We start from the raw sequence: 22,510 nt of genomic DNA, 5'->3' as shown, positions 1-22,510 counted from the left end.
CTCAGACCTCGAGAAGCTCGGCTTCTTTGCGCTTGAGCGCCTCGTCGATCTCGTCGACGTGGCTGCGCGTGACGGCGTCGAGCTCCTTCTCGGCCCGCACGAGATCGTCTTCGCCGACCTCGCTCTTCAGCGCGTCCAGCTCGTCCTTGGCCTTGCGGCGGATGCCGCGGAGGTGCACCTTGGCGTCTTCCCCCTTGGTGCGAACGAGCTTGACGTACTCCTTGCGACGCTCGGCCGTCAGTTCCGGCATCGAGACACGCACGATGTTGCCGTCGTTGGACGGGTTCGCGCCCAGGTTCGGCATGTCGCGGATCGCCTGCTCGATCGCTTTGAGAGCGGACTTGTCATAGGGCGTGACGACCAGCGTGCGCGCTTCCGGCGTGTTCAGGGATGCCAGCTGGGCGAGCGGGGTCGGGGAACCGTAGTAGTCGACCAGGATCTTCTGGAAGAGCTGGGGGTTTGCACGACCCGTGCGCACGGTCGCGAAGTCATCCTTCGCAGCCTCCACGGCGCGGTCCATGCGGGCGGACGTGTCGGCCAGGATCTCGGCGATCACGGTCACTCCATTCGTTCGGTACGTCAGGGAAAAGTCTAGTGCGCAGCGCTCAGCGGCTCAGACGGTGACGAGCGTGCCGATGGATTCGCCGAGCAGCGCGCGCGTGACGTTGCCCGCGGGTTCCATGCCGAAGACACGCATGTCGATGCCGTTGTCCATGCACAGGCTGAACGCCGTGGAGTCCACGACCTTCAGGCCCCGCTGGAGGGCGTCGCGATACGTGATGGTGTCGATCCGCACGGCATCCGGGTTCGTCTTGGGGTCAGCCGTGTAGACGCCGTCGACGCCGTTCTTGGCGACCAGTACCTCGTCCGCGCCGATCTCGAGAGCGCGCTGCGCGGCGACCGTGTCGGTCGAGAAGTAGGGCAAACCGGCGCCGGCGCCGAAGATGACGACGCGGCCCTTCTCCATGTGCCGCTCAGCGCGACGCGGGATGTAGGGCTCGGCGACCTGGGTCATCGAGATGGCCGACTGCACACGTGTGGCGGCGCCGGCCTGCTCGAGGAAGTCCTGCAGCGCGAGCGCGTTCATCACGGTGCCGAGCATGCCCATGTAGTCGGCGCGCCCGCGGTCCATGCCGCGCTGGCTCAGTTCCGCTCCGCGGAAGAAGTTGCCACCGCCCACCACGATGGCGATCTCCACCCGGTCGACCGCGGCGGCGATCTCGCGTGCGATCTGACCGACGACGTCGGGGTTGACACCGAGCTGGCCTCCTCCGAAGGCCTCCCCGGACAGCTTCAGGAGGACGCGACGGCGTCCGGTGTTCTCATCGGTCACGGGGGGTTCCTCTCGTCGAGATGCAGACTATCGAAGGCGGGGCATGGAAAAGGGGTCCGCATTCGGTGAATGCGGACCCCTTGACGCGACTTACGCGCCGACCTTGAAGCGGGCGAAGTCGGTGATCGTGATGCCAGCGTCGCCGGCGACCTTGGCGACGGACAGCTTGTTGTCCTTCGCGTAGTCCTGATCCAGCAGAGCGACCTGCTTGAAGAACGCGTTCACGCGGCCTTCGACGATCTTCGGCAGCGCCGCCTCCGGCTTGCCCTCGTTGCGGGAGATCTCCGTGACGATCTCGCGCTCCTTCTCGACCTCTTCGGCCGGGACGTCCTCGCGCGAGAGGTAGGTCGGGTTGGCGAACGAGATGTGCTGCGCGATCGAGCGCGCGGTCTCGGCGTCGTCACCGGTGTAGGCGAGCACGACGCCCACCTGCGGCGGAAGGTCCTTGCTCGTCTTGTGCAGGTAGATCTCGAACTTGTCACCCGCGATCGTGCGCACGCGACGCAGCTCGACCTTCTCACCGATGATCGCGGCCTCGTCTGAGATGAGCTCGGCGACCGTCTTGCCCTCGGCATCCGCGGCCAGCGCGGCCTCGACGGAGTCGGCGCTGACGGCGGCGGCCGCCGCGAGCACCTGGTCGGCGAGAGCGATGAAGCGCTCGTTCTTGGCGACGAAGTCGGTCTCGGTGTTCAGCTCGAGGATGGTGACCTTGCCGTCGTTGAGGGCGGCGGCGACGAGGCCCTCGCTGGTGGAGCGGTCGGCACGCTTCGCGTTGCCCTTCGCGCCCTTGAGGCGGAGGATCTCGACGGCCTTCTCGAGGTCGCCGTCGGCCTCCTCGAGCGCCTTCTTGGTGTCGACCATGCCCGTGCCGAGCTGCTCGCGCAGGGCCTTGATGTCGGCGATGGTGAAGTTTGCCATGGGTGGTGGCTCCTTGCGTGTCGTGAGTTCTCGTGGGATGCCGGTGCGAAGCCGCCCGTCAGGCGCGGCTCCGCACCGACGAAGTGGTCTTACTCGGAAGCGGTCGCTGCGGCGTCGCCCTCGGCCTTGGCTTCGGCGCCCGCGACATCGGCGGTCGACTCGGTGGCGATGGTCTCGACCTCGGCGACGTCGGTGACGACGGGCGTCTCGAGCAGCTCGCGCTCCCAGTCGGCGAGGGGCTCGGCGTCGGCGGACTCGTCGGTCGGCTGGTGACGCTGGATGAGGCCCTCCGCGGCGGCGTCGGCGATGATGCGCGTGAGCAGGCCCACCGAGCGGATCGCGTCGTCGTTGCCCGGGATCGGGAACTGGAACTCGTCGGGGTCGGCGTTCGTGTCGAGGATGCCGATCACGGGGATGCCGAGCTTCTGTGCCTCGCTGACGGCGAGGTGCTCGCGCTTGGCGTCGACGATCCAGATCGCCGAGGGCGTCTTGGTGAGGTTGCGGATACCGCCGAGCGACTTGTGCAGCTTGTCGAGCTCGCGCTTCTTCAGCAGGAGCTCCTTCTTCGTGAAGCCGCTGTCGGCGGGGTTCTCGAAGTTGAGCTCCTCGAGCTCCTTCATGCGGGCGAGGCGCTTGCTGACCGTCGAGAAGTTGGTCAGGAGGCCACCGAGCCAGCGCTGGTTGACGTACGGCTGGCCGACGCGCGTCGCCTGCTCGGCGATGACTTCCTGCGCCTGCTTCTTGGTGCCGACGAACAGGATGGTGCCGCCGTGCGCGACCGTCTCCCGGACGTACTCGTACGCCTTGTCGATGTACCCCAGCGACTGCTGCAGGTCGATGATGTGGATGCCGGAGCGCTCCGTCAGGATGAAACGCTTGACCTTCGGGTTCCACCGGCGGGTCTGGTGTCCGAAGTGGACGCCGCTGTCGAGCAGCTGGCGAATGGTGACGACGGCCATGGCCGTTCTCCTTCTCTTTGGGTTGATCGCGTGGGCCGATCGGCCCGAGCGCCTGGTGCCCGGCGCACACCCGCTCTCCGCTGTCGCGGTGAGACCTCGAGGTGTGGATGCCGCGGAATCCGTCCGGGGACGGGGCCGCTGTGGGCACGCGGAGTCACCCCGACCAGCGGGGTGCTCAGCCAGTGTATCAGCCGCAGCGCCTCCTCCCCCGACGCTCGCTGACGTCGGTCGTCCACAGATGCCGGTCGCGGCCGCCGTCGGTGGGAGCCCGCCGCGAGGGTGGAGCGATGAATGCAAATCGACGCCGTCGCATGGTGAAACGCGTCATCCGGACAGCAGGCGCGGTGCTGGCGCTGACCGTCGCCGTCGCCTTCAGTGCATCCGGTGCCGCCGGGGTGGACGGGCATGAGCTGCGGCCGGCGAGGGCGTCCGCCGACGCGGGGTCTGCGCGGTGGTCGTGGCCGGTCGCGCCGCCGCGCATCACGGTCGCCTACCGAGCGCCCGCCCATGCGTACGGCCCCGGACACCGGGGCATCGATCTGGCCAGCGCGGTCGATGCGGACGTACGGGCTCCCGACGACGGCGTCGTCGCCTTCGTCGGCATTGTCGTCGATCGACCGCTGATCACGATCGACCACGGTGGTGGACTGGTCTCGACGATGGAGCCCGTCCGCGCGACCGTGCCGGTGGGGGCGAGTGTGCAACGCGGCCAGCAGGTGGCCACCGTGGCGACGGGCGGTCACACGGCGCCCGGCGAGATCCACCTGGGAGCGCGGAGAGACGACGTCTATCTCAATCCGCTGCGGCTGCTGGGTGAGGTGCTGCGGGCCGTACTGTTGCCGTGCTGCGAGCCCGCTCAACAGCCGGGATAGGTGCGGCCGGCGACCCGGGCGGCCTCATCTGCGCAGACGGGGAGAGCAGGCACCGCGATGACGGCGGCATCGACGGAGGGAGTACGGGTCTTCACGGGAGCAGGCCCGTGACGCACTCACGCGCGAGGATGCGCCCGCCGGTACGCGGCCGCCAGTCGCTCCGCCGAGACATGTGTGTAGATCTGGGTCGTTCCGAGACTGGCATGACCGAGCATCTCCTGCACCGTGCGCAGGTCGGCGCCACCGTCGAGCAGATGAGTGGCTGCGGAGTGGCGCAGCGTGTGAGGACCGACGCTCTGCCCGACCGCCGGAGAGACGACGCGCGAGACGACGTCGTAGGCGGAACGCGCGCCCAGCCGTGCGCCGCGGGCTCCGACGAACAGCGCCGCCGTTCCGGAGCCGCGTCCCACGAGCACGGAACGACCGCGTGCCAGATAGGCGTCGAGAGCGTGGGCGGCAGGAGCGCCGTACGGCACGACACGCTCCTTGCTGCCCTTACCCACGACGCGGACCGTGCGGTGCTCGCGATCGATGTCGTCGACATCCGTCCCGCAGAGTTCGGACACGCGAAGAGCGGACGCATAGAGCAGTTCGACGAGCGCGGCGTCTCTCAGCGCGATGGCATCGCCGCCGTGCGCGCGTGTCTCGGCATCCGTCAGCACGGCGGTCATGGCGGGCGCGGTCGCCACCTTCGGCAAGGAGCGCCCCCGGCGCGGGGCCACCAGTCGCAGCGCCGGATCGACCTCGACGCGCGCCGTCTGCTGAGCCCACGCGAAGAAGCCGCGCACGGCTGCTGTGCGCCGCGCGAGTGTCGCCCGCGCGTCGCCGCGTCGTGTCGCGGTCCACAGCCATTCCCGCAGATGCTCCAGATCGACATCCGCCAGATCGCGGTCTCCGATCACCGCGACGAGATCGCGCAGATCCCCCGCGTAGGCGCGCACCGTCGCCGCGGACAGCCGCCGTACGTCCGCGAGCTCGCGCGCGTAGGCGTCGGCTGCTTCGGAGAGTCTCACCAGACCAGCATCCCTCGTCTCGAGGGTGCGCGGCGGGCGGCACACCGCAGTGCGTGGCTCGCACCGCGGTTCGCATGGCACCGCTCGTCACCACAGCCGCGCGGGTCGCGGCTCCGACCGGCGTCGCCATCCGTCGCCGCTGCGCTCGACACGTCCATCCAGTTCGAGCAGCGCAAGGATCCCGCTCGCCTCGGCGACGGAGAGTCCCGACAGGCGCGCGACCTCCGTGGTCGCGCGCGCCCGACGACCGCTCAGCGCGTCCAGTACTCGCGTGCGCTCATCGGTACGCCCGCCGTCGCCGGCATCAGGCTCGCCGGCTGCGTCGCCAGAGATCCCCAAGAGCTCCCAGGCATCGGCGGCGGAGGTCACACAGACCGCGTCCGCCTCGCGCAGGAGCCGGTGGCAGCCGGCGGATGCGGCGCTGGTGACGGGCCCGGGAACGGCGCCGAGGGCGCGTCCGAGCGCGGCGGCATGGTGAGCGGTGTTCAACGCGCCACTGCGGTGGGCAGCCTCGACGACGATCGTCGCACCTGCCAACGCGGCGATCACCCTGTTACGCGCCAGGAAGCGCCACTTGGTCGGCGCTGTGCCGCAGGGCACTTCGGCGAGCACCAGCCCCGTCTGCGCGATCGCCGCGATCAGCTCATCGTGACCGGCCGGGTAGGGCCGGTCCACTCCGCCGGCCAGCACGGCGACCGTTGTCCCGTCGGCGCGCAACGCGCCGCGGTGCGCCGATCCGTCGATGCCGTAGGCCGCCCCGGAGACCACGACCACCCCCCTCGCCGCAGAGTCCGCGGCGAGCTCCGTCACGACGTGCGTGCCGTACGCCGTCGCGGCCCGCGCGCCGACGAGCGCCAGCGTGGCAGAACTCGACAGCGCGCGGACGTCGCCCCGAGCCCACAGACAGACGGGTGCGTGCACGCCCAGGTCATCGAGCGCGCGCGGCCAGACCTCCTCGCCCGGCACGAGGAGCCGCGCTCCCGCGCGGCGAGCGGCTGCCAGGACACGGTCGAGGTCGCCGTGGCGGGGCAGCCATCGGGCGCGCGCAGCACGGACATCCTCCTCGGTCACGCCGGCGCCACCGGCGAGGCCCGTTGTGCCCTCGCCCACGACACGCTCCAGCGCCTCGGCGGCACCGTAGCGCGCGATGAGCGCACCGGCCGTCCCGTCGCCCGGCTCGACGAGCGTCGACCAAGTGGCTGCGGCGTACGCGGTGCGTGCCTCGTCGTCGGAGAGCCCGTCACCGACCAGTCCGCGAAGGGCTGTGCGGGAGGCACCGGCGTCAGGCACGAGGCTCATGAGCCCACCCCCTTCTTGAGATACAGCGCCCGTCCGATGTCGGCCGCGCGCAACCGATCGTGACCGGCGAGATCCGCGACCGACCAGGCCACTCGCAGTACGCGGTCGTAGCCGCGCAGCGTGAGCGATCCGCGTTGCAGAGCGGCGTCCAGCGGACGGCGGATGTCGGCATCCGGGGCGAGAGGACCGTTGCGCAGCCAGGGACCGGACGCCTGGGCGTTCGTGGCCCACGGAGTGGAACGGAGGCGATGGCGGGCGCGCTCGCGTGCGGCACCGACCTGTTCCCGGACCTGCGCCGACGTCGTGGCCCCGGCCGCCGTCCCCGGCTGCGCGCTCGACACGCGCCGCAGTCCGAGTTCGATGTCGATGCGGTCGCGGAGCGGCCCTGAGAGCTTGCCGAGGTAGCGCCGAATCGCCAGCGACGGACACGTGCACTCAGCGGCCGGCACGCCGTAGTTGCCGCATGGGCAGGGGTTCGTTGCGAGAACCAGCTGGAACCGCGCCGGAAACACCGCACGAAAGCCGGCCCGGTGGATCTCGATCATGCCGGACTCCAGTGGCTGGCGCAGCGCGTCCAGCGCGTGCGGAGCGAACTCGCCGGCCTCGTCGAGAAAGAGGACTCCCCCGCTCGCGCGGGCGATGGCGCCGGGACGCACCGCGCGACTTCCGCCTCCGATCAACGCCGTCGCGCTCGCGCTGTGATGGGGTGCCTCGAAGGGCGGCGTCCGACACAGTGTGTCGACGGGTTCGCCGGCCAGCGACCGCAGCGACGCGGCCTGCACGGCATCCTCGTCGTCGAGGCCGGGAAGGATGCCGGGCAGTCGCCGCGCCAGCATCGTCTTGCCGGCTCCGGGCGGGCCGCTCATCAAGAGGTGGTGTGCACCCGCGGCGGCCACCGTGAGCGCGTCGACGGCGTCAGCCTGCCCGATGACGTCGACGAGATCGGGAACGTCGGCGTGGACACGACCACCGCCCGCGGCCGGGTGCGGAACGGGTTCGAGTGGCACCTCGTCCACGTCGAGGCCGTGCCAGCGTGCCACGTCGCGGAGGCTGACGGCCCCAAGGACCTCGACTCCTTCGACGAGGGCGGCCTCCTCCCGGTTCGCGAACGGCACGACCGCCTTGCGGATTCCCATCCGGGCCGCGGCCGCCACCGCCGGCAGCACGCCGGGGACGGGCCGCAGTCGGCCGTCGAGTCCGAGTTCACCGATGTGCGCCGTCTGCGCGAGCGAGTCGCGATCGAGGGCGTGCTCGGTCGCGAGCGCGGCGATCGCGATCGCGACGTCGAGGGCGGAGCCCTGTTTGGGAAGATTCGCGGGTGAGAGGTTCACGGTGAGTTTGCGCCGCGGCAGCGGCAGCTCGCTGTTGGCGCAAGCGTTGTGCACCCGTTGATGCGCCTCGCCGATCGCCTTGTCGGCGAGCCCGATGATGACGAAGGCCGGCGTCTGACTCGACAGGTCCGCCTCGACCTCGATGAGATCGCCGTGCAGCCCCGTGAGCACCACCGCCCACGTCCTGCCGACCGTCATCGCACATCCTCGAGGTGCTCGATGCGCGCCGTGGCGGTGTCGCGACCCGTGACACCGATGACGTCGACGCGGAGGCGGCGACCGCGGGCGGCGGCCGGGTGCGCCGCCGCCCACGTCGTGGACAGACGCCACAGACGGGCGCGCTTTTGCGCATCGACGGCCTCGAACGGGTGGCCGTACGCGTCGGAACGTCGGGACTTCACCTCGACGATGACGACCTCCTCGCCGCGCAGGGCGACGATGTCGATCTCTCCGAACGCGCAACGCCAGTTGCGGGCGAGGATCGTGTACCCCGCCTCGCTCAGATACTGCGCCGCTCTCTGCTCCCCCGACCGTCCACGCTCGTCCTTGGCTGCCATGGAAGAGAGCGTGCCCCCGCTTCGACCGCGCGTCGCGGCATGTCAGCCCGTCGGTGGACAGGCCCGCTCAACGGCTCGGTGGGGAGGAAGAGTCGACGTGCAGGTGGAGAGGTCAGGAGTCGAGCGCGAGCTCGTCAGGAAGCTGGAAGTCCCTGCGCTGCATCTCCTCGACGTTCACGTCCTTGAACGTGAGCACGCGCACCGACTTCACGAAGCGGTCCGCGCGGTAGATGTCCCACACCCAGACGTCGGTCATCGAGATCTCGAAGTAGAAGTCGTGCTCGGTGTCACGACGCACGACGTTCACGTCGTTCGCGAGGTAGAAGCGTCGCTCCGTCTCGATCACGTAAGCGAACTGCGACACGACATCGCGATACTCCTTGTACAGCGCCAGCTCGAGTTCGCGGTCGTAGTCGTCAAAGCCCTCGTCGTCCATGGTGGTCCCATCCTATGCGGCCGGAGGAGCCGAGCGGATGCCGCGGCACCCGCTCAGAACAGTGTGGGAGCGTCGGCGATGGCCCACGATGCCCGGTGATGGGGGCTCAGACCGTGCGAACGGATCGCGCTGCGGTGCTCGGTGCTGGCGTAGCCCTTGTTGCGCTCCCAGAGATAGACCGGGTGCTCCTCGTGCAGGCGCACCATCAGGTCGTCGCGGGCGACCTTCGCCATGACCGAGGCGGCGGCGGCCGATGCGCAGTCGCGGTCGGCTTTGATGATCGGCTGCACGCGCAGACCCGACCCGCCTGCGGCGGTGATGTAGTCGTGATTGCCGTCGAGAATGACGATCGCGTCGTCGGGGACGAAGCCCTGTGCGCGTAGCTCGCCGAGTGCACGCAGGGCCGCCAGGCCCAGCGCCCGCATGATCCCGACCTCGTCGATCTCGGCGGAACTCGCCCAGCCGACCGCGGAGGCGTCGACCCAGGCGGCTGCTCGTGCGGCGACATCGTGCCGACGATGCGCGGCCACGAGCTTCGAGTCGCGCAGCCCCTCCGGGATCCGCCGTCGGGCCGCCGCCGGTCCGAGCGCCGCGGCTCCGACGGCGACGGGGCCCGCGAGCGCACCCCGGCCGACCTCGTCGCACGCGATGACGATCTCGTGTTCGCGCAGCAGGCGCCGCTCGACGGTCAGCCGCGGCGTGACGACACTCATCCGGCGCCGGGGGCCGGCACCCCCGCGAAGACGGCATGGTGCCCGTCGATCGTGCCGAAGCGGTCGAACGGCCAGGTGATGAGGAAGGCGCGCCCGACGACGTTGTCCACAGGAACGAATCCCTTGTTGGGCTGGTCCATGTTGTACCGCGAGTCGCGGGAGTGGTCGCGGTTGTCCCCCATCACCCAGAGCGAGTTCTGGGGCACGACGACATCGAACGGGACGGGCTGCGGCGCGCTCTGGCCGGGAGACAGATTCAGGTAGGGGGTCTCATCGATCGGTGTTCCGTTGACCGTGACCTGACCGATCGCGTTGCAGCACACGACGTGATCCCCGCCCACGCCGATGATGCGTTTGATGAGGTGCTCGTCGCTGTCCGAGGCGGTGATGCCGACGAGCGAAAGCAGCCAGTCGGCGGCCTGAGCCAGGGGCGGCTGCGCGGGGGTAGCCGGCGCCGGCGGCAGCCATCCGCCGGGATCACGGAACACGACGACATCGCCGCGCTGGTAGCCGCCGAAACGCGGCGTGAGCTCATCGACGAGGATGCGGTCCTTGATGAGCAGCGTCTGTTCCATCGATCCCGACGGGATGTAGAAGGAACGCACCAGGAAGGTCTTGATCACGAACGACACGACGACCGCGATCAACACGATGACGAACACGTCGCGCAGAAGCAGCCAGACGCCGCGGCGTCGACGCTGACGGGAGGGAAGCACCGTATCCGGGGCCGTGGTGTTGTCCGAGCTCATGCCTGTCTTTCTTCGCTCCCGGCACCCGTCTGTGCCGCCTCTCAAGGGTCGCACATGCGGGCTGTGTGCAGCGTGCGCGCCTCACCGGATGCCGCGCGGCGTGCAGACGACGGATGCCCCGGACCGCGGGGTCCGGGGCATCCGAGGTGACAGGGCGTCAGCGGTCGCGCTTCTCCTTGATCTTGGCCTTCTTGCCGCGGAGGTTGCGCAGGTAGTACAGCTTCGCGCGGCGCACGTCGCCACGGGTGACGACCTCGATGTGGTCGATCACCGGGCTGTGCACCGGGAACGTACGCTCCACGCCCACCTGGAAGCTGATCTTGCGGACCGTGAAGGTCTCGCGCACACCGTCTCCCGAGCGGCCGATGACGACGCCCTGGAAGACCTGGATACGGGAACGGTTGCCCTCGGTGATGTTGACGTGCACCTTGACGGTGTCGCCGGGGGCGAAGACGGGGATGTCGCTGCGCAGCGAAGCCGCGTCGACGGCGTCGAGAATCTGCATGATCGTCACTTCCTGCGACCGCCACAGGTCGATCGCGAGATGGGGATGGAAAAAGGTGGCGTGTGCCCGAGGCATCCGTTGCCGGCGCCGTGCTCCCCTGAGGCAGAGCCTGTTCAGGGCACAAACATCCATTCTGCCATGGATGCCGAGCGCGTCAAAACCGACAGGTCACGAGCCCGGTGGCGTGTTCTCTCGGATGACGATGATCTCGTCGGGGCTCGAGCCGCCGGTCGGCTGTGGGCGAGGAGGTGCGACATAACCGACGCCACTCGCCGTGCGCAGGATCGACACACGCGGACCGGTCTCACGCCACAGCTGGCGCAGCGACGAGGACAGGGCCACGACACCGAGGATGACGGCCACGGCCAACGCGGGCCACCACCACCGGCTGTCGAAGACGCCGAGCGCGACCAGCAGCAGATGCCAGGCGCCGATGATCCCGGCATCCGTCCAGGAGACCGCGCGCTCGGCGCGGACGGTGCCGCGGGCGCGCACGAGCAGGGCGAGGATCAACTGCCAGACGAACACGACCGGTGCCGACAGGAGAACCCACAGCAGCGCCCAGGGACTGGCGCCGAAGACGATCCACCCGACGACAAGCCACAACGGCAGCACGAACGCCGCCGGAATCAGCCACCGGAAGAACGTCTGACGCAACCACATACCTGCGATGCTACGCCGGTCAGACAGAATGGACCCTGACGAAAGGATCACGATGATCGAGCTGCGCACTCCCGCCGAGATCGAGGCGATGCGTCCCGCGGGGCGTTTCGTCGCAGAAACTCTGGCGACGCTACGGGATGAGACGAAGGTCGGCACCAATCTGCTGGCCATCGATCGTCGTGCGCACGATCTGATCCGCCGGGCCGGCGCCGAGTCCTGCTACCTCGACTACCACCCGTCGTTCGGCGCGAGCCCCTTCGGAAAGGTGATCTGCACGTCGGTCAACGATGCCGTCCTGCACGGCCTGCCGCACGACTACGCGCTGCGCGACGGCGACCTGGTGACGTTGGACTTCGCCGTCGCCGTCGACGGCTGGGTCGCCGACTCGGCCGTCTCGTTCATCGTCGGGACGCCTCGCGACGAAGACCTCGCCCTCATCGACACGACACAGCGCGCCCTGGATGCCGCGATCGGCGCTGCCACCACGGAGGGGCGGATCGGTGACATCTCGCACGCCATCGCCGAGGTCGCGCACGCCGACGGGTACCAGATCAACACCGACTTCGGCGGCCACGGCGTCGGACGCACGATGCACGGCGACCCGCACGTCCCCAACGACGGCAAGCCGGGTCGCGGCTACCCTCTGCGTCCAGGTCTCGTGCTGGCCCTCGAACCCTGGTTCCTGCAGACCACCGACGAGCTCGTCACCGACCCTGACGGCTGGACACTGCGCAGTGCCGACGGCTCACGCGGCGCGCACGCCGAGCACACCGTCGCGATCACCGCCGACGGGCCGATCATCCTCACCGATCGCTCGTTCCTCGGCGTCGACTGAGGCCGCCGGTGGCGGCGCGGCCGCCGGTGGGGACACGGTCAGTCCGGGAGAAGATCCGGCCGTCTCGCGCGGGTGCGCTCGATCTGCTGCTCTCGGCGCCAGTCGGCGACACGGCCGTGATGGCCCGAGAGCAACACGTCCGGAACGTCGTAGCCGCGCCACGCCGCGGGCTTCGTGAAGGAGGGGTACTCCAGCAGACCGTCTTCGTGGGACTCCTCGATGAGGCTCTCGGGATTGCCGACGACGCCGGGAATCAGGCGGCCGACAGCCTCGATCATCGCCATCGCCGCCACCTCGCCGCCGTTGAGGACGTAGTCTCCGATGCTGGTCAGACTGACCTCGCCCAGAGTTGCCGCGTAGGAGAACACCCGCTCGTCGATGCCTTCGTAGCGGCCGCATCCGAAGACGAGATGCTCTCCGCTGGCCGCCCAGGAGCGCGCCGCCGCCTGCGTGAAGACCGCACCGGCGGGCGAGGGAAAGACGAACCGAAGCGGCTCGGTCGCGTCTGCGGCGATGGCGTCCAGCGCCTGCCCCCAGGGCTCGGGTTTCATCACCATGCCCGCGCCCCCACCGTACGGCGTGTCGTCGACCGTGCGATGGCGGTCATGCGTGAAGTCGCGCAGGTCGTGGACACGCACGTCAAGGATGCCCGCATCGCGGGCGCGACCCAGAAGGGAGACCTCCAGGACGTCGAAGAATGCGGGAAAGATCGTGACGACGTCGATCCGCACGTCAGACCTCGGAGTCGACGGCTGCGGCATCCGCGTCGTCGTCATCCTCGTCCGACGTCGACGGCTCACGATCGTCGCCATCGCCGGGCAGCTCCTCGAAGAGTCCGGCGGGCGGGGTGACGGTCACGGTTCCCGCGGCGACATCGACGTCGGGCACGATGGCCGAGACGAAGGGGACGAGGATCTCGGCATCCGCTTCGTGCGTGCGAACGACGAGGAGATCCTGCGCAGGAAGATGATCGACGCGAACGACTCGGCCGACATCGCGGCCATCGCGCAGGACGGTGAGACCCACCAGCTGGTGGTCGTACCAGGCGTCCTCCTCCGCGGAGGAGCTCTCGTCCTGATCGACCCAGAGGATGGCACGCACCATGCTCTCCGCTGCGGTGCGGTCGTCGACGTCGTCGAAGAAGACGACCGGGTGAGAGTTCATCCATCGGAACTCGCGCACGGTGACGGTCTTGCCGTGCCACGGCGACGATTCCGGCACCTGAAGCGTGAACACCGCTCCGGGCACGAAACGGCCGTCGGGATCGTCGGTGTAGAGCTCGAGCTTGAAGGCGCCCTTCAGGCCATGGGCCTTCACGAGACGCCCGACGCGCAGTTGGGTGCGCGCAGGTCCTGCGGCAGCCATCTCAGTCGTCCGCGACATCGACGCGCACGCGTGCGCCGTCGGCGAGGGCCGACACGAGCGTCCGCAGTGCCTTGGCCGTGCGTCCGCCGCGCCCGATCACCCGACCTCGATCATCGGGGTGCACGCGCACCTCGAGCACGTCGCCTCGCGGCGACGAAGAGGAACGGATGGTGACATCGTCAGGGTGATCGACGATCCCCTTGACGAGGTGTTCGAGCGCGGCGGAGAGCAACGGACTTACTCTGCGTCGGTCGACTCGGCCTCGGCCGGAGCCTCGACCTCGGCAGCCTCGGCGGCGGGCTCTTCAGCCTTCTTCTCCGCCTTGGGCTTGATGACCGACTTCTTGGCGGCGTCGACCTGGAACTCTTCCTTGGTCGCCGCCGTCTTCACGGTGGACACGGCGTTGGCGTCGCCCTTGAAGCGGCCCCAGTCGCCGGTGAGCTTGAGCAGCGCGGCGACCTGCTCGGTGGGCTGAGCGCCGACCGAAAGCCAGTACTGCGCACGCTCGGAGTCGACCTCGATGAACGAGGGCTCCTCGGTCGGGTGGTACTTGCCGATCTCCTCGATCACGCGACCGTCGCGCTTGGTGCGCGAGTCGGCGACGACGATGCGGTAGTAGGGGGCGCGGATCTTGCCGAGGCGCTTGAGACGAATCTTGACAGCCACAATTCTCCTGAATGCTGTTGTGAGGTGATGAACGACGCTCGGGCTGTGGGGTGCACACCCGGCGGAGGCTCTAGGGTGGACGTGTTCGCCGGATAGAGGGTCGAGCGAACGGTCCAGCGTCCTATTTTGCCAGATCGTGACGGATGCCGCGAACCATCGCTGTTGGCGTGTCAGACTGTGCCCATGACGGTGCCCTTCGCGACATCCCGCCGTTCCTCCGTCGGCGTCGAATGGGAGCTGATGCTCGCCGACGAGCGCACCGGTGACCTCGTCCCGCGTGCGCCGGAAATCCTGGCTGCCGTGGGCGGCGGGGCCGCCCTCGAGCGCCACACGATCACGGGCGAGCTGCTGACCAACACGATCGAGGTCACCAGCGGCGTCGGCGACACCGTGGCGGCGGTCATCGACGACATCGCCGACGCGATCGCCGAGATCCGGACCGCGACCGACCCGCGCGGCATCGCCCTGCTCTGCGCGGGCAGCCACCCGTTCGCGCAGTGGTACGAGCAGGGTGTGACCGACAAGACCCGGTATCACAAGCTCATCGAACGCACCCAATGGTGGGGGCGAAACATGATGATCTGGGGTATCCACGTCCATGTGGGCGTCGAGGACGTCAACAAGGTCTTCCCGATCGTCGGCGCGCTCACTGCGTACCTCCCCCACATGCAGGCGCTGTCGGCGTCGAGTCCGTTCTGGGCGGGTGAGCGCACCGGGTACGCGTCGAACCGCGCACTCGTGTTTCAGCAGCTTCCCACCGCGGGGCTGCCGTGGCCGCTGACGGAGTGGTCGCAGTACGAGGCGTACCTCGATGACATGGTGCGCACGGGTGTGATGGAGGACGCCACCGAGGTGCGATGGGACATCCGTCCGGCCCCGAAGTGGGGCACGATCGAGGTGCGGGCATGCGACGGCATGTCGACGCTCCCCGAGCTGGCAGCGGTGGCCGCGCTGGTCCAGGTCCTCGTCGAGCACTTCTCGCGCGAGCTGGATGCCGGACGCGAGCTGCCCACACTGCAGCCGTGGTTCGTTCGGGAGAACAAGTGGCGCGCGGCGCGCTACGGCACCCAGGCGCGGATCATCGTCGACAGGAACGGCACCCAGCGCCCCGTGTCGGAGCACCTGCGGGAGACGATCGATGCCCTGGCCGACGTCGCCGGCGAACTGCACTGCGCGCGCGAACTCGCCGGCGTCGGAACCATTCTCGACGAGGGCGGAAGCTCGGCGCGTCAGCTGTTGGTCGCCGATGCGGCCGACGGAGACCTTCGCGCCGTCGTCCACCACCTGATCGGGGAATTCCGGGCGGGCCCTGCGCTGCACGAGCACCTCGCCTCCCGCCTCCCTTGAGCTCCCCGTTGGAGCACGCGGCGATGCCTTCATCGTTCCCGACAAGAGCAGGTCTCGGACAGAGGGCTTTCACATCCTGCCCGACGTAGAGTGACGTGGTGCTCGCCCGCAGGATCGCCCCGATGACCGCGATTCGCGCTGCCGTCGCCGGGATCGCGGTGGCGTCCATGGCGGGATGCAGCGCCTCAGCGCCGGATCGGACCGTGCCCGCGTCCCCGACGGATTCGCTGTCGGTGGCAGCGGTCGACGCCGCTCCGTCGCCCCCGCGCGGCAGTGGTGGCCTTGTGGTCACGATCGGCGATTCGATCATGGCTGGGCTCGGTCTCGACGCCGACGAGTCGTGGCCGGCTCTGGTCGCCCGCGACACGGGCGCCGACATCGTGAACCTCGGATGCAGCGGCGCGGGGTTCACGATCATCGGCGACTGCGGTGATGACTACGCCGGCCTCGTTCAGCAGGCGATCGCCCTGCACCCGGCGGTCGTGCTCATCCAGTCCTCGGACAACGACAGCGGGGCCTCGCAGGATGACATCGAGGCGTCGACGCGCGCGACGGTCGACGAGTTGCGGGCGGGGCTACCGGACGCGCAGCTGGTCGGGATCGCGACGCTGTGGCATTTGGATTGGGATGAGCCCGACGCGATCGGATGGTCCAGCGACGCGCTGCAACGCGCCGTTGCCGAAGACGACGGCGTGTTCCTCTCCCTCGGTCAACCTCTGCGAGGTCCGCCGGAGCTGCTGCAGTGGGACGGCGAGCACCCGAACAGCGACGGGCAGATCGTCCTCAGTGATGCGGTGGAGGCAGCCCTGGACGATGCGGGAATCGTCCTGTGAGGGCTCAGTTCTTGCCGAACAGCTTCTGAATCTCCGCGAGATCGGCCTCGCTCGGCGGCGTCGCGGCGGCACCGAGACCGAAACCCGAGCCTGTCGGAGAGCCCGCGGAGGCGGCGAGCCCCGCGTTCTCCGCAGCACGCTTCGCGGGGTTTCCCGATCGTGAGCCCGCGCGGGACTTCTGCTTCCCGCGTTTCGCAGACGCGCCGGGCTTGCCGCCCATCGGACCCATGCCGGGAATGTTGGGCACGCCGCCGCGCGCGACGGTCTTCATCATCTTCGCCGCCTGGTCGAAGCGCTGCACCAGCTGATTGACATCGGTCACCGTCATCCCGGATCCACGCGCGATACGCAGGCGACGGGAGCCGTTGAGCACCTTGGGGTTGCGGCGCTCCCCCGGAGTCATCGAGCGGATGATCGCCTCGGTGCGGTCGATCTCGCGGTCGTCGAAGTTCTCCAGCTGCTGCTTCATCTGGCCCATGCCCGGCAGCATGCCGAGCATCTTCTTCATCGAGCCCATCTTCTTCATCTGCTGAAGCTGGTCGAGGAAGTCCTCGAGGGTGAACTGCTCGGTCGCGAGCTTCTCGGCGACCTTGCGCGCCTCCTCCTCGTCGAAGGCCTGCTGCGCCTGCTCGATGAGCGTCAGGATGTCGCCGAGGTCGAGGATGCGGCTGGCCATGCGGTCGGGATGGAACGCTTCCAGGTCCTCGAGGTTCTCGCCGGTCGATGCGTAGATGATCGGGCGACCCGTCACGGATGCCACCGAGAGTGCCGCGCCGCCGCGTGCGTCGCCGTCGAGCTTGCTCAGCACCACGCCGGTGAAGTCGACGCCGTCCTGGAAGGCTTTGGCCGTGTTGACGGCATCCTGTCCGATCATCGCGTCGATGACGAAGAGCACCTCGTCGGGGTCGGTCGCCGTGCGGATGTCCGCCGCCTGCTTCATCAGCTCGGCATCCACACCGAGCCGGCCGGCGGTGTCGATGATCACCACGTCGTGCTGCTGACGGCGTGCCGTCTCGACGCCGTCGCGCGCGACGCGCACCGGGTCGCCCACGCCGTTGCCCGGCTCGGGTGCGTAGATCGCGGCGCCGGCCCGTTCGGCGACGACCTGCAACTGGTTGACGGCGTTCGGACGCTGGAGGTCGGCGGCGACGAGGAGCGGGGTGTGCCCGTCCTTCTCCAGCTGCCGGGCGAGCTTGCCTGCGAAGGTCGTCTTTCCCGAGCCCTGGAGGCCGGCCAACATGATGACCGTGGGCGGGTTCTTGGCGAACTGCAGTCGGCGCTGCTGTCCGCCGAGGATGGCGACCAGCTCCTCGTTCACGATCTGCACGACCTGCTGGGCAGGGTTGAGGGCCCGGTTGACCTCGTCGCCGAGGGCGCGCTCGCGCACCTTCGCCGTGAAGTCCTTGACGACGACCAACGCCACGTCGGCGTCCAGCAGGGCGCGCCGGATCTCACGGACGGTCCCGTCGACATCGGCGGGGGTGAGCTTGCCCTTCGTGCGAAGGTTGCGGAAAGTCTCTGTCAGCCGGTCGCTGAGGGTGCCGAAAGTCGCCATGATGCCCCGATTCTACGGGAATCCCCTCAGCCGGCTCTGCGCCGCGGCCTCTGGTCGCCGTCGTGCGTCATCGTGACGCGCCTGCGGCCCCGAGCGCGCGGTCGACCAGTCCGCTGAGGGCGGGGCGGGGCGCGTCGGACGCCGCCCAGGCCCAGATGGCGGCGAAGACAGCGGAGGACAGCGCAGCGGCGTGCACGTCGGCCTCGAGGCGCGCCATGCCCATGGACACCAGGCTGTCGGAGACGGCGCGACTGAGGATCCCGGTGCGGATCGCACGCTCGTCGGCGAGTTCGTCTGACAGGCCCATCACGGAGCCGTGGATGATCGCCAGCGCGAGGCTGTCGGCTTCGATGTCGACGACCGCCGCGCGCAGGGCAGCGCTCGGCGCTGCACCGGCGCGAAGAGCCGCGACCGCGCTCCGGATGCCGTCATCGAGCGCCGCCCATAGAACGGCGGACTTCGACGAGAAGTAGTTGAAGAAGCTCGAGCGGCTCACGCCGGCGCGCTGCGTGATATCGGCGATCGTGGTCTCTGCGAACCCGCGTTCGAGGAAGAGCTCTGTCGCCGCCTCAGCGATCGTGGAGCGCGACGTGGCGCGCGGGCGACCGGAGGACATCTGCCCACTGTAGCGAGGCGTATTGTTGGACGCGGTCCACAAACGCCGCTCTCCATCCGCGAAGGAGCCCATCATGCTCGACGTGCAGACCGTCGGCCTCGCGCCCGACCTCGTCCCTTACACAGACGGGTGGGCGCTCCAGCGCTCCATTCACGCCGATGTCGTCTCCGGAGCGCGCCCCGACACGCTGCTGCTGCTGGAGCACGAAGCCGTCTTCACCGCCGGTGCGCGCACGGCCCGCAACGAACGGCCGACGGACGGGACGCCCGTGGTCGACGTCGACCGCGGCGGCAAGATCACCTGGCACGGACCCGGCCAGCTCGTCGGCTATCCGATCGTCCGCCTCACCGAGCCCGTCGACGTCGTCGCCCACGTGCGCCGACTCGAGCAGATCCTCATCGATGTGCTGGGCGGCGTCGGCGTCGACGGGTACCGCGTCGAGGGGCGCAGCGGCGTCTGGGTGCGTCGTCCGCTCTCCGAGGACAAGATCGCGGCCATCGGGGTGCGCGTCCAGCGCGGCGTCACGATGCACGGATTCGCCCTCAACTGCGACAACTCGCTGCTGCCCTTCTCGCAGATCGTGCCATGCGGCATCTCGGATGCCGGGGTGACGACCATCAGCGAGGTGCTCGGGCGCGACGTCTCCCCCGCCGACGTGCAAGATCTCGTGGCGGACGCCTTCCGGGCGTCGTTCGGTCAGCCCGCGGAGGTCGCAGCATGAGCGCGTGCGGCGTGACTCCCATCGGTGACACCGGTCCCGCGAACGCGCCGGAAGGGCGCAAGCTCCTGCGGCTTGAGGTGCGCAATGCGCAGACACCGATCGAACGCAAGCCCGAGTGGATTCGCACGAAGGCCAAGATGGGACCCGAATACCAGGCCCTGCAGTCGCTCGTGAAGGGAGAGGGACTGCACACGGTCTGCCAGGAAGCGGGATGCCCCAACATCTACGAGTGCTGGGAGGATCGGGAGGCCACGTTCCTCATCGGCGGATCGCAGTGCACGCGACGGTGCGACTTCTGCCAGATCGACACGGGCAAGCCTGCCGCCTACGACACCGATGAGCCGCGACGCGTCGCCGACAGTGTCCGCCGGATGCAGCTGCGCTACGCCACCGTCACCTGCGTCGCCCGCGACGATCTGCCCGACGGGGGTGCGTGGCTGAACGCCGAGACCATTCGACAGATCCACACCGTCAATCCGGGAACCGGTGTCGAGCTGCTCGCGACGGACTTCAACGGCGAACCGCGGCTGCTCGACGAGGTGTTCGCTGCACGCCCCGAAGTCTTCGCGCACAACGTCGAGACGGTTCCCCGCATCTTCAAGCGCATCCGGCCCGCGTTCCGCTACGAGCGCTCGCTCGACGTGCTGACCCAGGCGCGCGCAGCGGGGCTGATCACGAAGTCGAACCTCATCCTCGGCATGGGCGAGGAGCCGCAGGAGGTGATCCAGGCGCTGCAGGATCTGCACGACGCCGGCACCGACATCATCACGATCACGCAGTACCTCCGCCCTTCACCACGGCACCTTCCGGTCGCCCGATGGGTGAAGCCGGACGAGTTCGTCGGGTTCAAGCAGGAAGCCGAACGGATCGGCTTCCTCGGCGTTCTGGCCGGTCCCCTCGTCCGCTCGTCGTACCGCGCGGGCCGACTGTGGGCGCAGTCGATGGTCGCCAAGGGTCGGGAGATCCCGACGCACCTGTCACACCTGGCCGACGCAGAACTGGGCTTCGCGCAAGCGGTATGACGCGCAGCCCGAGAGGGATCGTCAGTCGGCGCTGGTGACCGACTGCACGTCGCCGTCGCTGGTCAGATTCACGAGCAGCACTTCGTCGGTCGCGTCGGGATCCAGAGCGTACTCCAGGACGGCGAAGGGATCCGTTCCACCGTGTTCGTCGGCGAGGATCGTCATGCTCACCAGCTGCAACGACCGGATGATGTCGATGTGCGTGTCGCCGGAGATGTCCACCAGGACGTCGTCCAGGTCGTCGCCCAGCGTCTCCTGCTGCTGCAGGAGGTACTCGGTGACCTCGCTGGTTCGATCATCCAGCTCGGCGACCATGGCGTTGCGGGCCTGCATGTCGATCTGCTCGAGCGCGTTGATCATGGCAGCCGCGACGTCCAGTGCGGCCGCGGAGACGTCGTCCTGATCGGGCGCGGTCAGATCGACGGTGACCCGCTGGTCGGCGAAGTCGACGACCTCGGACCAGAAGATGGATCCGTCGGGCCCGGACTCCAGCAGTCCGAAATAGTCGTGCTCGATCGCCATGTCCCTATGCAACCACCCTCCGCGTCCGTGCGCGACCCCGCCGCGCCATCAGTCGACGAGCGCTGACGCGAACACGTGGGGTGTGAAGCCGGTGAGGTCTCCGACGCCTTCCCCCTGGCCGAGGAGCTTGACGGGGATGCCGGTGCGCTCCTGGACGGCGAGAACGAATCCGCCCTTCGCCGAGCCGTCGAGCTTCGTGATCACGAGACCGGTGACGCCGGCATGCTCGAGGAAGGCCTCGGCCTGCATGACGCCGTTCTGACCCGTCGTCGCATCGAGCACGAGCAGCACCTCGCTGATGGGGGCCTGCTTCTCGATGACGCGACGGATCTTGGTGAGCTCGTCCATGAGCCCGCCCTTGGTGTGGAGGCGTCCGGCCGTGTCGACCAGGACGATCTCGACACCGTTCTGCTTGGCGTAGTCGATGGTTTGGAAGGCCACGGATGCCGGGTCCTGTCCCTCTTGCTGCGGTCGCACGATCGCAGCTCCCCCGCGTTCCGCCCACGTCGCCAACTGATCGACGGCCGCAGCGCGAAAGGTGTCGGCGGCGCCGACGACGACGGAACGACCATAGCGCTGGAGGTACTTCGCGAACTTGCCGATCGTGGTCGTCTTGCCGACGCCGTTGACTCCCACGACGAGGACGACCGCCGGGCGCTCAGTGAGCCGGAGCGTCGTGTCGAACTTCGCGAAATGCTCTTCGAGAGTCTCTTTGAGCATCCGCTGGAGGTCACGCGGATCCGTCGTGCGGAACCGCTCGACCTTCTCTCGGAGCTCGTCGATGATCCGCTCGGTGATGTCAGGACCGAAGTCGGCGGTGAGCAGTGCCGTTTCCAGATCGTCCCACGTGTTGTCGTCGATCGTCGGCTTCACAAACATGCCGCGCAGAGCGCGACCGAGCGACCAGGAATTCTCCGCCATATCTTCAGCCTACGGGTGCGCGGCACACGGCGACGGCGCCCCGCCCAGACGCGGATGCGTCAGAACGCGGGATACACCGTCAGACCCAGATATCGCGGCGTGAGGGCGGCGAACAGGGCCGTCGCGGACTGGCCGGACGGGCACTCCACCTCAGTCAGAAAACCGCCGCGCAGGCCGCGCAGGCCGCGTGCCGCGGTGACGTAGGTCTTGTCCTGCGCGGACCCGGCGATGATGCGCACGGCCGCCGTCGCCTCACCCGACAGCTGATAGCCGACGGTGCCGTCTGCCGCGTGGGCGGTCACGTCTGCCGGGCTCACCCTGGTCCACACGGACAGGATCGCGTCGGAGAGCTCCCGATCGGAGGAGGCGGCGGGCAGGTCGGCGACCGACCCCTGCCAGAAACGTACGACGCACTGCGTGGCGTTCTGCGTATAGGCCCAGTTTCCCTTCCCGTCGTCGGGCGACGAGAGGGTGAAGTCCTTGTCGGCGATCATCGCGTCGATCCACTGCGCCTGCATGCGGTTGTCGACGTCGTTTCCGTCGTCGAAGCCCAGCGTGTCCCGGACCGGAACGTCGGTCTCGCTGCCCGTTGGATTGGGAGACGCCGACGCCGACGGGTGCGAGGGAGTCGACTCGGAGGAGGAAGGACCCCCCGCCGCGCAGGCCGTCAGTCCGACCGCCACGATCAGCAGCACCGCGATTGACACCGGGTGAGATGACTTCATGAGCAGAACCTATCCATGCCGCGACGCGCGCCGT

28 protein-coding genes are annotated in these 22,510 nt (G+C 68.9%); 6 read left to right on the top strand and 22 right to left on the bottom strand.

Features of this window, described 5'->3' with window-relative positions; all coding sequences use genetic code 11:
- Position 1: 1 nt before the first annotated feature.
- From frr to rpsB, 4 genes are all read right to left on the bottom strand, one after another.
- Complete coding sequence (gene frr, locus HMPREF1529_RS12260) at positions 2-556, bottom strand: ribosome recycling factor (protein ID WP_005050254.1); 555 nt, start codon at positions 554-556, stop codon at positions 2-4.
- 57 nt (positions 557-613) lie between these two features.
- Entirely contained in the window at positions 614-1,333 is a 720-nt protein-coding gene (gene pyrH, locus HMPREF1529_RS12255) for a UMP kinase (RefSeq protein ID WP_016465040.1), read from the bottom strand.
- A 90-nt stretch (positions 1,334-1,423) separates the two neighbouring features.
- Positions 1,424-2,251: a translation elongation factor Ts gene (tsf, locus tag HMPREF1529_RS12250; RefSeq protein WP_005050250.1), complete on the bottom strand. Its 828-nt coding sequence runs from the start codon at positions 2,249-2,251 to the stop codon at positions 1,424-1,426.
- Between the two features lie 89 nt (positions 2,252-2,340).
- On the bottom strand, positions 2,341-3,210 hold the full coding sequence (rpsB, locus tag HMPREF1529_RS12245) for a 30S ribosomal protein S2 (protein WP_005050249.1): 870 nt from the start codon (positions 3,208-3,210) through the stop codon (positions 2,341-2,343).
- A gap of 287 nt (positions 3,211-3,497) precedes the next feature.
- On the opposite strand from rpsB, the gene HMPREF1529_RS12240 reads away from it, so the two are divergent.
- Entirely contained in the window at positions 3,498-4,082 is a 585-nt protein-coding gene (locus HMPREF1529_RS12240) for a murein hydrolase activator EnvC family protein (RefSeq protein ID WP_232212128.1), read from the top strand.
- Positions 4,083-4,198: 116 nt separating this feature from the next.
- Here HMPREF1529_RS12240 and HMPREF1529_RS12235 read toward each other — a convergent pair whose 3' ends face one another.
- From HMPREF1529_RS12235 to HMPREF1529_RS12195, 9 genes are all read right to left on the bottom strand, one after another.
- The gene (locus tag HMPREF1529_RS12235) at positions 4,199-5,095 is read right to left on the bottom strand and encodes a tyrosine recombinase XerC (protein WP_016465038.1); all 897 of its coding nucleotides are present in this window, start codon (positions 5,093-5,095) and stop codon (positions 4,199-4,201) included.
- 87 nt (positions 5,096-5,182) lie between these two features.
- Entirely contained in the window at positions 5,183-6,394 is a 1,212-nt protein-coding gene (dprA, locus tag HMPREF1529_RS12230) for a DNA-processing protein DprA (protein ID WP_005050246.1), read from the bottom strand.
- Positions 6,391-7,923: a YifB family Mg chelatase-like AAA ATPase gene (locus HMPREF1529_RS12225; RefSeq protein WP_005050245.1), complete on the bottom strand. Its 1,533-nt coding sequence runs from the start codon at positions 7,921-7,923 to the stop codon at positions 6,391-6,393. Before HMPREF1529_RS12225 ends, dprA begins: the two co-directional genes overlap by 4 nt.
- Complete coding sequence (locus tag HMPREF1529_RS12220) at positions 7,920-8,282, bottom strand: YraN family protein (protein WP_005050244.1); 363 nt, start codon at positions 8,280-8,282, stop codon at positions 7,920-7,922. The genes HMPREF1529_RS12225 and HMPREF1529_RS12220 overlap by 4 nt, the downstream gene beginning before the upstream one ends.
- A 112-nt stretch (positions 8,283-8,394) precedes the next feature.
- Positions 8,395-8,718 carry a DUF2469 family protein gene (locus HMPREF1529_RS12215; protein ID WP_005050243.1) on the bottom strand — a complete coding sequence of 108 codons (324 nt, stop codon included), beginning with the start codon at positions 8,716-8,718 and terminating at the stop codon, positions 8,395-8,397.
- A 53-nt stretch (positions 8,719-8,771) separates the two neighbouring features.
- Entirely contained in the window at positions 8,772-9,431 is a 660-nt protein-coding gene (locus HMPREF1529_RS12210) for a ribonuclease HII (RefSeq protein ID WP_005050242.1), read from the bottom strand.
- The gene (lepB, locus tag HMPREF1529_RS12205) at positions 9,428-10,180 is read right to left on the bottom strand and encodes a signal peptidase I (protein WP_016465037.1); all 753 of its coding nucleotides are present in this window, start codon (positions 10,178-10,180) and stop codon (positions 9,428-9,430) included. The genes HMPREF1529_RS12210 and lepB overlap by 4 nt, the downstream gene beginning before the upstream one ends.
- A gap of 157 nt (positions 10,181-10,337) precedes the next feature.
- The gene (gene rplS / locus HMPREF1529_RS12200) at positions 10,338-10,685 is read right to left on the bottom strand and encodes a 50S ribosomal protein L19 (protein WP_005050240.1); all 348 of its coding nucleotides are present in this window, start codon (positions 10,683-10,685) and stop codon (positions 10,338-10,340) included.
- A 168-nt stretch (positions 10,686-10,853) separates the two neighbouring features.
- A complete protein-coding gene (locus HMPREF1529_RS12195) occupies positions 10,854-11,348 on the bottom strand; it encodes a hypothetical protein (protein ID WP_005050239.1) in 495 nt (164 codons plus the stop codon).
- 52 nt (positions 11,349-11,400) lie between these two features.
- On the opposite strand from HMPREF1529_RS12195, the gene map reads away from it, so the two are divergent.
- Complete coding sequence (gene map, locus HMPREF1529_RS12190; RefSeq protein WP_005050238.1) at positions 11,401-12,183, top strand: type I methionyl aminopeptidase; 783 nt, start codon at positions 11,401-11,403, stop codon at positions 12,181-12,183.
- A gap of 38 nt (positions 12,184-12,221) precedes the next feature.
- On the opposite strand, the gene trmD is transcribed toward map, so the two are convergent.
- The 4 genes from trmD to rpsP are packed head-to-tail and all read right to left on the bottom strand — an operon-like array spanning position 12,222 to position 14,214.
- Positions 12,222-12,914, bottom strand: a complete 693-nt coding sequence (gene trmD / locus HMPREF1529_RS12185) for a tRNA (guanosine(37)-N1)-methyltransferase TrmD (protein ID WP_005050237.1) — start codon at positions 12,912-12,914, stop codon at positions 12,222-12,224.
- 1 nt (position 12,915) lies between these two features.
- Complete coding sequence (rimM, locus tag HMPREF1529_RS12180) at positions 12,916-13,548, bottom strand: ribosome maturation factor RimM (RefSeq protein WP_005050236.1); 633 nt, start codon at positions 13,546-13,548, stop codon at positions 12,916-12,918.
- Between the two features lies 1 nt (position 13,549).
- On the bottom strand, positions 13,550-13,780 hold the full coding sequence (locus HMPREF1529_RS12175) for an RNA-binding protein (protein ID WP_036283489.1): 231 nt from the start codon (positions 13,778-13,780) through the stop codon (positions 13,550-13,552).
- Between the two features lie 5 nt (positions 13,781-13,785).
- Positions 13,786-14,214, bottom strand: a complete 429-nt coding sequence (gene rpsP / locus HMPREF1529_RS12170) for a 30S ribosomal protein S16 (RefSeq protein WP_005050234.1) — start codon at positions 14,212-14,214, stop codon at positions 13,786-13,788.
- 183 nt (positions 14,215-14,397) lie between these two features.
- Here rpsP and HMPREF1529_RS12165 point away from each other — a divergent pair, with 183 nt between their 5' ends.
- Both HMPREF1529_RS12165 and HMPREF1529_RS12160 read left to right on the top strand, forming a co-directional pair.
- The gene (locus HMPREF1529_RS12165; protein WP_016465036.1) at positions 14,398-15,561 is read left to right on the top strand and encodes a glutamate--cysteine ligase; all 1,164 of its coding nucleotides are present in this window, start codon (positions 14,398-14,400) and stop codon (positions 15,559-15,561) included.
- Between the two features lie 122 nt (positions 15,562-15,683).
- Positions 15,684-16,394 carry an SGNH/GDSL hydrolase family protein gene (locus HMPREF1529_RS12160; protein WP_016465035.1) on the top strand — a complete coding sequence of 237 codons (711 nt, stop codon included), beginning with the start codon at positions 15,684-15,686 and terminating at the stop codon, positions 16,392-16,394.
- Between the two features lie 4 nt (positions 16,395-16,398).
- On the opposite strand, the gene ffh is transcribed toward HMPREF1529_RS12160, so the two are convergent.
- Together ffh and HMPREF1529_RS12150 are read right to left on the bottom strand one after the other, a co-directional pair.
- Positions 16,399-17,949 carry a signal recognition particle protein gene (ffh, locus tag HMPREF1529_RS12155; RefSeq protein WP_005050231.1) on the bottom strand — a complete coding sequence of 517 codons (1,551 nt, stop codon included), beginning with the start codon at positions 17,947-17,949 and terminating at the stop codon, positions 16,399-16,401.
- A gap of 67 nt (positions 17,950-18,016) precedes the next feature.
- Positions 18,017-18,565: a TetR/AcrR family transcriptional regulator gene (locus HMPREF1529_RS12150; RefSeq protein ID WP_232212127.1), complete on the bottom strand. Its 549-nt coding sequence runs from the start codon at positions 18,563-18,565 to the stop codon at positions 18,017-18,019.
- Between the two features lie 73 nt (positions 18,566-18,638).
- Here HMPREF1529_RS12150 and lipB point away from each other — a divergent pair, with 73 nt between their 5' ends.
- Both lipB and lipA read left to right on the top strand, forming a co-directional pair.
- Entirely contained in the window at positions 18,639-19,286 is a 648-nt protein-coding gene (gene lipB / locus HMPREF1529_RS12145) for a lipoyl(octanoyl) transferase LipB (protein ID WP_005050229.1), read from the top strand.
- Positions 19,283-20,308, top strand: coding sequence for a lipoyl synthase (gene lipA, locus HMPREF1529_RS12140; RefSeq protein ID WP_005050228.1), 1,026 nt, complete (start codon positions 19,283-19,285; stop codon positions 20,306-20,308). Before lipB ends, lipA begins: the two co-directional genes overlap by 4 nt.
- Before the next feature lie 21 nt (positions 20,309-20,329).
- Here lipA and HMPREF1529_RS12135 read toward each other — a convergent pair whose 3' ends face one another.
- From HMPREF1529_RS12135 to HMPREF1529_RS12125, 3 genes are read right to left on the bottom strand one after another with little or no spacing between them, the layout of a single operon-like run.
- Complete coding sequence (locus tag HMPREF1529_RS12135) at positions 20,330-20,830, bottom strand: DUF2004 domain-containing protein (RefSeq protein WP_036283483.1); 501 nt, start codon at positions 20,828-20,830, stop codon at positions 20,330-20,332.
- Between the two features lie 48 nt (positions 20,831-20,878).
- Positions 20,879-21,751: a signal recognition particle-docking protein FtsY gene (gene ftsY, locus HMPREF1529_RS12130; protein WP_005050226.1), complete on the bottom strand. Its 873-nt coding sequence runs from the start codon at positions 21,749-21,751 to the stop codon at positions 20,879-20,881.
- Between the two features lie 59 nt (positions 21,752-21,810).
- Positions 21,811-22,476: a hypothetical protein gene (locus HMPREF1529_RS12125; protein WP_016465033.1), complete on the bottom strand. Its 666-nt coding sequence runs from the start codon at positions 22,474-22,476 to the stop codon at positions 21,811-21,813.
- Positions 22,477-22,510 lie beyond the last annotated feature (34 nt).

The organism is Microbacterium sp. oral taxon 186 str. F0373 (assembly GCF_000411455.1).
Classification (GTDB): Bacteria; Actinomycetota; Actinomycetes; order Actinomycetales; family Microbacteriaceae; genus Microbacterium.
Note: the sequence above shows the minus strand (reverse complement) of the source record. Positions and strands in the feature narration are given on the sequence as shown.

What these genes read in the sequence shown, in the direction of transcription:
- HMPREF1529_RS12225 (WP_005050245.1), bottom strand. Translation starts at nt 7,923, where the DNA reads ATGACGGTCGGCAGGACGTGGGCGGTGGTGCTCACGGGGCTGCACGGC.
- HMPREF1529_RS12125 (WP_016465033.1), bottom strand. Translation starts at nt 22,476, where the DNA reads ATGAAGTCATCTCACCCGGTGTCAATCGCGGTGCTGCTGATCGTGGCG.
- dprA (WP_005050246.1), bottom strand. Translation starts at nt 6,394, where the DNA reads ATGAGCCTCGTGCCTGACGCCGGTGCCTCCCGCACAGCCCTTCGCGGA.
- lipA (WP_005050228.1), top strand. Translation starts at nt 19,283, where the DNA reads ATGAGCGCGTGCGGCGTGACTCCCATCGGTGACACCGGTCCCGCGAAC.
- HMPREF1529_RS12215 (WP_005050243.1), bottom strand. Translation starts at nt 8,718, where the DNA reads ATGGACGACGAGGGCTTTGACGACTACGACCGCGAACTCGAGCTGGCG.
- rplS (WP_005050240.1), bottom strand. Translation starts at nt 10,685, where the DNA reads ATGCAGATTCTCGACGCCGTCGACGCGGCTTCGCTGCGCAGCGACATC.
- HMPREF1529_RS12195 (WP_005050239.1), bottom strand. Translation starts at nt 11,348, where the DNA reads ATGTGGTTGCGTCAGACGTTCTTCCGGTGGCTGATTCCGGCGGCGTTC.
- HMPREF1529_RS12150 (WP_232212127.1), bottom strand. Translation starts at nt 18,565, where the DNA reads ATGTCCTCCGGTCGCCCGCGCGCCACGTCGCGCTCCACGATCGCTGAG.
- HMPREF1529_RS12240 (WP_232212128.1), top strand. Translation starts at nt 3,498, where the DNA reads ATGAATGCAAATCGACGCCGTCGCATGGTGAAACGCGTCATCCGGACA.
- lepB (WP_016465037.1), bottom strand. Translation starts at nt 10,180, where the DNA reads ATGAGCTCGGACAACACCACGGCCCCGGATACGGTGCTTCCCTCCCGT.
- rpsB (WP_005050249.1), bottom strand. Translation starts at nt 3,210, where the DNA reads ATGGCCGTCGTCACCATTCGCCAGCTGCTCGACAGCGGCGTCCACTTC.
- lipB (WP_005050229.1), top strand. Translation starts at nt 18,639, where the DNA reads ATGCTCGACGTGCAGACCGTCGGCCTCGCGCCCGACCTCGTCCCTTAC.
- ffh (WP_005050231.1), bottom strand. Translation starts at nt 17,949, where the DNA reads ATGGCGACTTTCGGCACCCTCAGCGACCGGCTGACAGAGACTTTCCGC.
- HMPREF1529_RS12165 (WP_016465036.1), top strand. Translation starts at nt 14,398, where the DNA reads ATGACGGTGCCCTTCGCGACATCCCGCCGTTCCTCCGTCGGCGTCGAA.
- HMPREF1529_RS12160 (WP_016465035.1), top strand. Translation starts at nt 15,684, where the DNA reads ATGACCGCGATTCGCGCTGCCGTCGCCGGGATCGCGGTGGCGTCCATG.
- map (WP_005050238.1), top strand. Translation starts at nt 11,401, where the DNA reads ATGATCGAGCTGCGCACTCCCGCCGAGATCGAGGCGATGCGTCCCGCG.
- HMPREF1529_RS12220 (WP_005050244.1), bottom strand. Translation starts at nt 8,282, where the DNA reads ATGGCAGCCAAGGACGAGCGTGGACGGTCGGGGGAGCAGAGAGCGGCG.
- HMPREF1529_RS12135 (WP_036283483.1), bottom strand. Translation starts at nt 20,830, where the DNA reads ATGGCGATCGAGCACGACTATTTCGGACTGCTGGAGTCCGGGCCCGAC.
- tsf (WP_005050250.1), bottom strand. Translation starts at nt 2,251, where the DNA reads ATGGCAAACTTCACCATCGCCGACATCAAGGCCCTGCGCGAGCAGCTC.
- ftsY (WP_005050226.1), bottom strand. Translation starts at nt 21,751, where the DNA reads ATGGCGGAGAATTCCTGGTCGCTCGGTCGCGCTCTGCGCGGCATGTTT.
- HMPREF1529_RS12210 (WP_005050242.1), bottom strand. Translation starts at nt 9,431, where the DNA reads ATGAGTGTCGTCACGCCGCGGCTGACCGTCGAGCGGCGCCTGCTGCGC.
- rimM (WP_005050236.1), bottom strand. Translation starts at nt 13,548, where the DNA reads ATGGCTGCCGCAGGACCTGCGCGCACCCAACTGCGCGTCGGGCGTCTC.